Raw genomic sequence first — 7,623 nt, 5'->3', positions numbered from 1 at the left:
GGGGGCGGCGGGGCGGCCCGCCGCGGGGGGGCCGCGGCGGCGCCCCCCCCCCCCCCCCCCCCCCCCCCCCCCCCCCGCACCGGACGCTCAGCCCACCGGCTCCCGTATTGAGCCCTCAGCCCACCAGCTCCCGTACCGGCAGCTCGGCCGCCTCGCGGGGCGCCGCGGCCCGCCCGGGGAGCAGCGCCGCGGCGATCGCCGCCACCGCCACGACCCCCGCGCCCACCCACAGCGCCGGACCGAGCCCGTCCACGAACGCCTGCGCCGACCCGTACCCGCCCTGCGCCGAGAAGACCGAGGCCAGCACCGCGATGCCGAGCGCACCCCCGACCTCCCGCAGCGCGTTGTTCGCGCCGGAGGCGATGCCCTGCTCGGAGGGCCGCACGCTGGACATCACCAGGTTGGCGGCCGGCGCGAAGTACAGCCCCATGCCGATCCCGCTGACGATCAGCGCCGGAAGCTGGGCCCCGTACGACACATCGGGCGAGATGATCACGGCGAACCACGCGAGACCGACGGCCTGGAGCGCGAGCCCCGTCGCGACGACCGGCCGGCCGCCGATCCGGTCGGAGAGGTAGCCCGCGATGGGCGCGGCGATCATCGGCATGCCGGTCCATGGCAGCATCCGCAGCCCCGCCTCGGTGGGCGAGTAGCCGACGACGTTCTGCAGGAACTGGCTGAGCAGGAAGATCGAGCCGAACATCCCGACGAACATCAGCAGGCTCGCCGCGTTGATCGCCGAGAACGCCCGGCTGCGGAACAGCCGCATCGGCAGCATCGGGTTGGCGCCGCGGATGCCGTGGCGTACGAAGCCCGCGAGGAGTGCCGTGCCCGCGATCAGCCCGGTGAGTACGGTCGCGCTGGTCCAGCCGTCGGGGTTGCCGCGGATCAGCGCGTACACGATCCCGAAGAGGCCGCCGCTGGCGAGCAGGGTGCCGGTGATGTCGAGCGGTGCGCCGGTGCCGTACGACTCGGCGAGCCGGAGGCGGGCCAGGGGCAGCACGGCCAGGCCGAGCGGAACGTTCAGCCAGAAGATCCACTGCCAGGACACGTGCTCGGTCAGGCTGCCGCCGATCAGCGGTCCGGAGGCCACCGCGAGCCCGTTCACCGCACCCCAGACGCCGTACATCATCCCGCGCTTGGCGGCGGGCACGGCCGCGGTCAGCAGGGTGAGCGTCAGCGGCATCATGATCGCGGCGCCGACCCCCTGTATCGCGCGGGCCGCGATCAGCCCGTTGATCCCGGGTGCCAGCGCCGCGGCCGCCGAGGCCCCGGTGAAGATCGTGAGCCCGGTGATGAAGAGCCTGCGCCGCCCGAACCGGTCTCCCAGCGCCGCCCCGAACATCAGCAGCACCGCGAAGGTGAGCGTGTAGGCGCTGACCGTCCATTCGAGGTCGTCCAGCGCTCCTCCGAGGTCCTTGCGGATGGAGGGGAGCGCGGTGGTGACGACGAGGTTGTCGAGGGCCGCCATGAATCCGGCGACGCTGGTGATGACCAGGGCCCAGGCCGCGCCTCCGCGCCGGGCCGGTGTGCTGTGTTCAGACGTCGCTTCCGACATTGCTTCCGACATCGCTTCCCCCTTGGGCTTAGTTATTGATTACTAACTTCAATGGACAGAGAAAGGTGCGGAACCTTCCCCTGGTCGTTCGGCTTCACTTCGGCTGGGCCGATTCGTAGAAGCCCTTCCAGACCCGGCCCTCGGCCGGAAACCCCAGCGCCACAAGGGTGTTGATGAGCATCCCGTACGCCAGGAACGTCGTGGTCTCGTCCACGTCCGCGCCGAGGGCCAGGTGGACCGTGTCGTACAGCCCCATCCAGCCGGCCCGGACCGCCTTGCCGAACTCGTGGTCGCCGGCCGCCTCCGCGGAGGCCACGGCCACATACGTCTGCATCTGCATGAGCAGCTTGTCCCGGTCCTCCGCGATGAGCGCCTGGTAGGCCTCGCTCATGGCATGCAGCGCCGCTTCACCCGCCAGCCCCTCGGCCGCACCCTGGAAGACCGCGACGGTCTCCGCGAAGCACCGGTCGGAGGCCGCGAGGAAGATGGCCTGCTTGTTCGGGAACAGGCGGAAGAGGTACGGCTGCGAGACGCCCACCCGTTTGGCGATCGCCTCCGTGGAGGTGCCGTGGTAGCCGCCGCGGGCGAATTCGACCATCGCCGCACGGATGACGCTCTCACGCCGCTCCTCTGCGCTCATCCTGACCATGGGATTAAGTTAGTGGCCAATAACTAAGTTCGTCAAGGGGGTGCCCGCGCCGGGGACTCCGGGGGCGGCCGCCCCCGGAGTCCCCGGCCCCATCAGGCCAGTCGGACCACGGCTCGGGACATGCCGAGCACCTTCTGGCCCGCGCTCATCGCGGTGAGGTCGACGCGCACCGTGCGGGCCTCGTCGTCCAGCTTCGCCGCCACCTTCGCGCTGACCTCGATCAGCGCCCCGGTCTCGTCATTGGGGACGACGACCGGCTTGGTGAAGCGCACGCCGTACTCGGCCACCGCACCCGGGTCGCCCGCCCAGTCGGTCACCACACGCGCCGCCGCCGCCATCGTGAACATGCCGTGCGCGATGACGTCGGGCAGCCCGACCTCCTTCGCGAACTTCTCGTTCCAGTGGATCGGGTTGAAGTCGCCGGAGGCGCCCGCGTACCGGACGAGCGTGGCGCGGCCGACGGGGAAGGACTGGGCCGGCAGCTCGGTGCCGACCTCGACGTCCTCGTAACGGATCTTCGCGGTCATCCGCCTCACGCCCCCTCTGCCGCTCGGGAAACCAGCTTGGTCCACGCGGTCACGACGTGTTCGCCGGCCTCGCCGTGGACCTCACCCCGGATGTCCAGGATGTCGTTGCCCGCGAGGGACTTGATCGCCTCGATGGTCGAGGTCACCGTCAGCCGGTCGCCCGCCCGGACGGGACGGGTGTACGCGAACTTCTGGTCCCCGTGCACGACCCGGCTGTAGTCCAGGCCGAGCTGCGGGTCCTCGATGACCTGTCCCGCCGCCGCGAAGGTGATGGCGAACACAAAGGTCGGCGGCGCGATCACATCGGTGTACCCCAGCGCCTTGGCCGCCTCCGGGTCCGTATAGGCGGGGTTCTCGTCCCCGACCGCCACGGCGAACTCGCGGATCTTCTCGCGGCCGACCTCGTACGGTGCGGTGGGCGGATAGGTCCGCCCCACGAAAGACTGATCGAGCGCCATCGGCTGGCTACCTCCTGCGAATGGGGGTGGGTTCGGTTCCGCGTCGAATTTAGCCACAGGCTCTTGGTCGTACCAACGCCGAGAGGCCGCTCCCCAGTGTGGGGAACGGCCTCTCGAACGAGCCTGAGTGCCAGACGCCGTGATTAGCGGGTCTCGCGGTGCGCGGTGTGCGAGTTGCAGCGCGGGCAGTGCTTCTTCATCTCAAGACGGTCCGGGTCGTTACGCCGGTTCTTCTTGGTGATGTAGTTCCGCTCCTTGCACTCCACGCAGGCCAGCGTGATCTTCGGGCGGACGTCGGTGGCAGCCACGTGAGTGCTCCTTGACGGACGGGTTGACGGATGAACGCATAAAAGAGTAGCCGATCGAAGGACCGACCCCACAATCGGCTACCGTGTGTAGCGGTGACCGGACTTGAACCGGTGACACAGCGATTATGAGCCGCTTGCTCTACCGACTGAGCTACACCGCTTTGACACGGAGTCCCTCACCCGAAGGTGAGGGCTTCCGCACCAGAGCCCCAATACGGAATCGAACCGTAGACCTTCTCCTTACCATGGAGACGCTCTACCGACTGAGCTATTGGGGCGAGCGATGAAGACATTACACGCTCCCTCGCCGATCGCCCAAATCCGTTTCGCACCGCCCTCAGGCCCGCCTCCCGGGGCCTCGCCCCACCCGTCCCGTAGGCCACTCAGGGCCACGCCGGTACGACTATTCCGCTCCTCCTCGATGCGCGGGTTGCGCGCCCCTAGGCTCGCCTCACGCTGCGTGATCTTGCCCGCCCCGGCCCGATCACCCGAGCCCGATCAGGAGCGCGATGTCCGACAGCCACCAGCAGCCGGCCCACTCCCCCGGCACCGGCGAAGGTCCCGACGCCGGGGCCGCCTCCTCCCTGCTGCTGTGCGGCGCCCGGCTCGCCGACGGCCGCACCGTGGACGTCCGGCTCGGCGGCGGCCGCATCGAGGCCGTCGGCACCGCGGGCAGCCTCACCGCGTTCGGCTCCTCCCGCGTCGACCTGAACGGCTTCCTGCTGCTGCCGGCCCCCGCCGAGCCGCACGCCCACAGCGACACCGCGCTCACCGCGTTCAGCCCGGAGGGCCCGGTCTCGTACGCCGTCGAGGAGGTCCAGCGCCGGGCCACCGAGGCCGCCCTGCTCCAGCTCGGGCACGGCGCCACGGCGCTGCGTTCGCACGTACGCATCGACGAGGTGAGCGGGCTCGATCCGCTGGAGGCGGTGCTCCAGACCCGCCGCTCCCTGCGCGGGCTCACCGAGCTCGCGGTGGTCGCCGTGCCCCGGCTGCTGACCGGGGTGGCCGGCGCGGACGGTCTCGCCATGCTGCGGGACGCGCTGAAGATGGGCGCCTCGGTGGTGGGCGGCTGCCCCGATCTGGACCCCGATCCGGCCGGCTACGCGGAGGCCGTGATGGAACTCGCCGCCGAGCACGGCTGCGCGGTCGACCTCCATACGGACGGCACCGACCCGGCCCGCCTCTCCCGCCTCGCGGCCATGTCCGGCGGACTGCGCCCCGGCGTCGCGATCGGCCCGTGCGGCGGACTGTCCCGCCTGCCGCGCGACACGGCGGCCCGCGCCGCCGACCAACTCGCCGCCGCGGGAGTGGCGGTGGTCTGCCTGCCCCAGGGCGGCTGTGGAATGACGGACCGTCAAGGAGCCGCTCCCGTACGTCTGTTGAGGGCGGCCGGAGCTCGACTGACCGCAGGGAGCGGCGCGTTGCGCGACGTTTGCAACCCGGTGGGCCGGGGCGACCCCCTGGAGGCCGCGTTCCTCCTCGCCTCCCAGGCCGGGATGCGCCCCGAGGACGCGTACGCGGCGGTGAGCACGGTGGCCCGCGAGACGATGGGCCTTCCGGAGGTCCGCGTGGAGGCGGGCTTCCCGGCCGAACTCCTGGCCGTACGGGGCGAACGCATCGCGGGTGTCCTGTCGCTCGCCTACAGCCGGATCGTCATCCACCGGGGCAGGGTGGTGGCCCGCACGAGCGCGGTGCGCGAGTACTGCGACTCGGCGGCGGCGGTGGCCCTGGCCCTCCCACGGCAGGGCCGCCCTGACCCGGGGCGCGGCGACCCCGGGTAAAGCGGCCCCTTCCAGCGGTCTTTGGGCAGGACGGCTCTTCCGGCGGTCTTCCAGCGGGTGCACCCGATCGTGGCGGAGATCCGCCGCTCCACCGGCGGACGGCGGCATCTCCGCGTACCGTCGTGAGCATGCGCATTGTCATCGCTGGAGGTCACGGTCAGATCGCGCTGCGGCTTGAACGCCTGCTCGCAGCGCGCGGCGACGAGGTCGCGGGGATCATCCGCACCCCGGAACAGGCGGACGATCTGCGGAAGGCCGGCGCGGAGCCGGTGGTTCTCGATCTGGAGTCCGCGACCGTGGACGCCGTCGCACAAGCCCTCCGGGGCGCGGACGCGGTGGTGTTCGCGGCGGGCGCCGGCCCGGGCAGCGACGCCGCCCGCAAGGAGACGGTGGACCGGGCGGCGGCCGTCCTGTTCGCGGACGCCGCGGAACAGGCGGGCGTACGCCGCTACCTCATCGTGTCATCGATGGGCGCGGACCCGACCCACCCCGGCAACGAGGTCTTCGACGCCTACCTGCGCGCGAAGGGCGCCGCCGACGAGGCCGTACGCGCCCGCGCCTCCCTCGACTGGACGGTCCTGCGCCCCGGAGCGCTGACCAACGACGCCGGCAAGGGCCTGGTCTCCCTGGCTGCCTCGACCGGGCACGGCGCCATCCCCCGCGACGACGTGGCCGCGGTCCTGGCCGAGCTCCTCGACACCCCGGCGACGGCGGGTCTGACCCTGGAACTGATCAGCGGCTCGGCCCCGGTGGCGGTCGCGGTGAAGGGCGTGGCGGGGAACTGAGCGGAGCCGGTCCCGCCTACCCAGCCGTTGCTGGGGTGGGCCCGCCTTTCCCCGTGGCACGCGTGCACCATGACGCATGACGCATGACGTTGACGCATGACGTTTGTCATGCGGAGCTGGTGCCTGCGGGCACTGATGGGGTGTCGGGCCGCGGCCGTAACTTCGGGGTCGTGGAGATCACGAAGAACACCTCGTCCCCGGCCCCTCGCACCGAGTGGAGCCTGTCCCTGCTGGGCGGCCTCAAGCACCAGGGCGCCTTCGAAGCGCAGGAGCGCACCGTGCACGTCTCCGCGGTCGGCGGGGCCAAGCTCGACCACACCGACGCGAAGCTCCCCTTCGGCCCGACCCGCCTGGTGAAGGCCGCCCTGGTCGGCGGCGCGGAACTGGCCTACCCCGAGGGGGCCTCCGCCGAGGTCGACGCCTTCTCGGTCTTCGGCGGCGTCGACCTGACCGTCCCGGCCGGCACCAGGGTCGAAGTCCGCGGGTTCTCCCTGCTCGGCCTGCGCAGCAGGGGCGTAACCGGCCGACCCGGCGGACCGGTGGTCAAGGTCCGCTCGTACTCGCTGATCGGCGGCGTCAAGGTCCACCACGACCAGTAGCCGGCCCTGGGGGCAGAACGAAGAGACCCCCGGTGATCCACATTTCTGTGGATCACCGGGGGTCTCACCCAGTGTGGCGGCGCCAGGATTCGAACCTGGGTAGGCAGAGCCGACGGATTTACAGTCCGTTCCCATTGGCCACTCGGGCACACCGCCATGGGATGTCGCCGCCGGTTTCCCGCTTTTCGGCGGTGCTCCGTGGCAACGACGTAAACGATACCCGATGCCCAGGGGTGCTTCGCCACCCCATTGATCAGCGCTGTGACGGGGTGCGGGTGGCCAGGGCTCCGCGTCCCAGACGAGATCCGCCGGACACGCCCTTAGGCTTTACGCGGTGGTTCGGCAGTGAGGCCGGGCACCGGCGCGCTCGGCCCAGGCCCCGCGCGCACCCGACACGCACCCGATCCAAGGAGCCACAGGACATGGCCGACTCCAGTTTCGACATCGTCTCGAAGGTCGAGCGGCAGGAGGTCGACAACGCCCTCAACCAGGCCGCGAAGGAGATCTCGCAGCGCTACGACTTCAAGGGCACCGACGCCTCGATCTCCTGGTCCGGCGAGAAGATCCAGATGCAGGCGAACGGCGAGGAGCGGGTCAAGGCGATCCTCGACATCTTCGAGACCAAGCTGATCAAGCGCGGCATCTCCCTGAAGTCGCTGGACGCGGGTGAGCCGCAGCTGTCCGGCAAGGAGTACAAGATCTTCGCCTCCGTCGAGGAGGGCATCTCCCAGGAGAACGCCAAGAAGGTCGCCAAGGTCATCCGCGACGAGGGCCCCAAGGGCGTCAAGGCGCAGGTGCAGGGCGACGAGCTGCGGGTCTCCTCGAAGAGCCGGGACGACCTCCAGGCCGTTCAGGCGCTGCTCAAGGGCAAGGACTTCGACTTCGCCATCCAGTTCGTGAACTACCGCTGATCCCCCGCACGCAGCCCGCCGGGCCGTCGGGCGTGGTGTCCGATTTC

Annotated in this window: 9 protein-coding genes and 3 tRNA genes; 4 read left to right on the top strand and 8 right to left on the bottom strand. The window is 70.9% G+C overall.

All coding sequences use genetic code 11. The annotated features are described in order from the left end of the window. Positions 1-115: 115 nt before the first annotated feature. From ACIBK6_RS29180 to ACIBK6_RS29150, 7 genes are all read right to left on the bottom strand, one after another. A complete protein-coding gene (locus ACIBK6_RS29180; RefSeq protein WP_399054392.1) occupies positions 116-1,558 on the bottom strand; it encodes a DHA2 family efflux MFS transporter permease subunit in 1,443 nt (480 codons plus the stop codon). Between the two features lie 94 nt (positions 1,559-1,652). Then, positions 1,653-2,207, bottom strand: coding sequence for a TetR/AcrR family transcriptional regulator (locus ACIBK6_RS29175; protein ID WP_399054380.1), 555 nt, complete (start codon positions 2,205-2,207; stop codon positions 1,653-1,655). Positions 2,208-2,299: 92 nt separating this feature from the next. Further along, positions 2,300-2,734, bottom strand: coding sequence for a MaoC family dehydratase (locus ACIBK6_RS29170; protein ID WP_399054379.1), 435 nt, complete (start codon positions 2,732-2,734; stop codon positions 2,300-2,302). 5 nt (positions 2,735-2,739) lie between these two features. After that, complete coding sequence (locus ACIBK6_RS29165) at positions 2,740-3,192, bottom strand: MaoC family dehydratase N-terminal domain-containing protein (protein WP_399054378.1); 453 nt, start codon at positions 3,190-3,192, stop codon at positions 2,740-2,742. Positions 3,193-3,335: 143 nt separating this feature from the next. Further along, positions 3,336-3,500, bottom strand: a complete 165-nt coding sequence (gene rpmG, locus ACIBK6_RS29160; RefSeq protein WP_006604855.1) for a 50S ribosomal protein L33 — start codon at positions 3,498-3,500, stop codon at positions 3,336-3,338. 88 nt (positions 3,501-3,588) lie between these two features. Then, positions 3,589-3,661: transfer RNA gene (locus ACIBK6_RS29155), tRNA-Met, on the bottom strand. A 44-nt stretch (positions 3,662-3,705) separates the two neighbouring features. Then, positions 3,706-3,778, bottom strand: a tRNA-Thr gene (locus tag ACIBK6_RS29150). 231 nt (positions 3,779-4,009) lie between these two features. Here ACIBK6_RS29150 and ACIBK6_RS29145 point away from each other — a divergent pair. From ACIBK6_RS29145 to ACIBK6_RS29135, 3 genes are all read left to right on the top strand, one after another. Beyond that, positions 4,010-5,281, top strand: a complete 1,272-nt coding sequence (locus tag ACIBK6_RS29145; RefSeq protein WP_399054377.1) for an amidohydrolase family protein — start codon at positions 4,010-4,012, stop codon at positions 5,279-5,281. 128 nt (positions 5,282-5,409) lie between these two features. Then, entirely contained in the window at positions 5,410-6,066 is a 657-nt protein-coding gene (locus ACIBK6_RS29140; protein WP_399054376.1) for an SDR family oxidoreductase, read from the top strand. Positions 6,067-6,236: 170 nt separating this feature from the next. Further along, complete coding sequence (locus tag ACIBK6_RS29135) at positions 6,237-6,665, top strand: hypothetical protein (protein WP_399054375.1); 429 nt, start codon at positions 6,237-6,239, stop codon at positions 6,663-6,665. Positions 6,666-6,739: 74 nt separating this feature from the next. Here ACIBK6_RS29135 and ACIBK6_RS29130 read toward each other — a convergent pair. Further along, positions 6,740-6,821: transfer RNA gene (locus tag ACIBK6_RS29130), tRNA-Tyr, on the bottom strand. 266 nt (positions 6,822-7,087) lie between these two features. On the opposite strand from ACIBK6_RS29130, the gene ACIBK6_RS29125 reads away from it, so the two are divergent. Then, positions 7,088-7,576: a YajQ family cyclic di-GMP-binding protein gene (locus tag ACIBK6_RS29125; RefSeq protein ID WP_399054374.1), complete on the top strand. Its 489-nt coding sequence runs from the start codon at positions 7,088-7,090 to the stop codon at positions 7,574-7,576. The last annotated feature ends 47 nt before the right edge of the window (positions 7,577-7,623 follow it).

The organism is Streptomyces sp. NPDC050485, from assembly GCF_044458185.1.
In the GTDB taxonomy this organism is placed as follows: domain Bacteria; phylum Actinomycetota; class Actinomycetes; order Streptomycetales; family Streptomycetaceae; genus Streptomyces.
The sequence above is the reverse complement of the archived record's forward strand: the minus strand, read 5'-3'. Positions and strand labels throughout refer to the sequence as shown.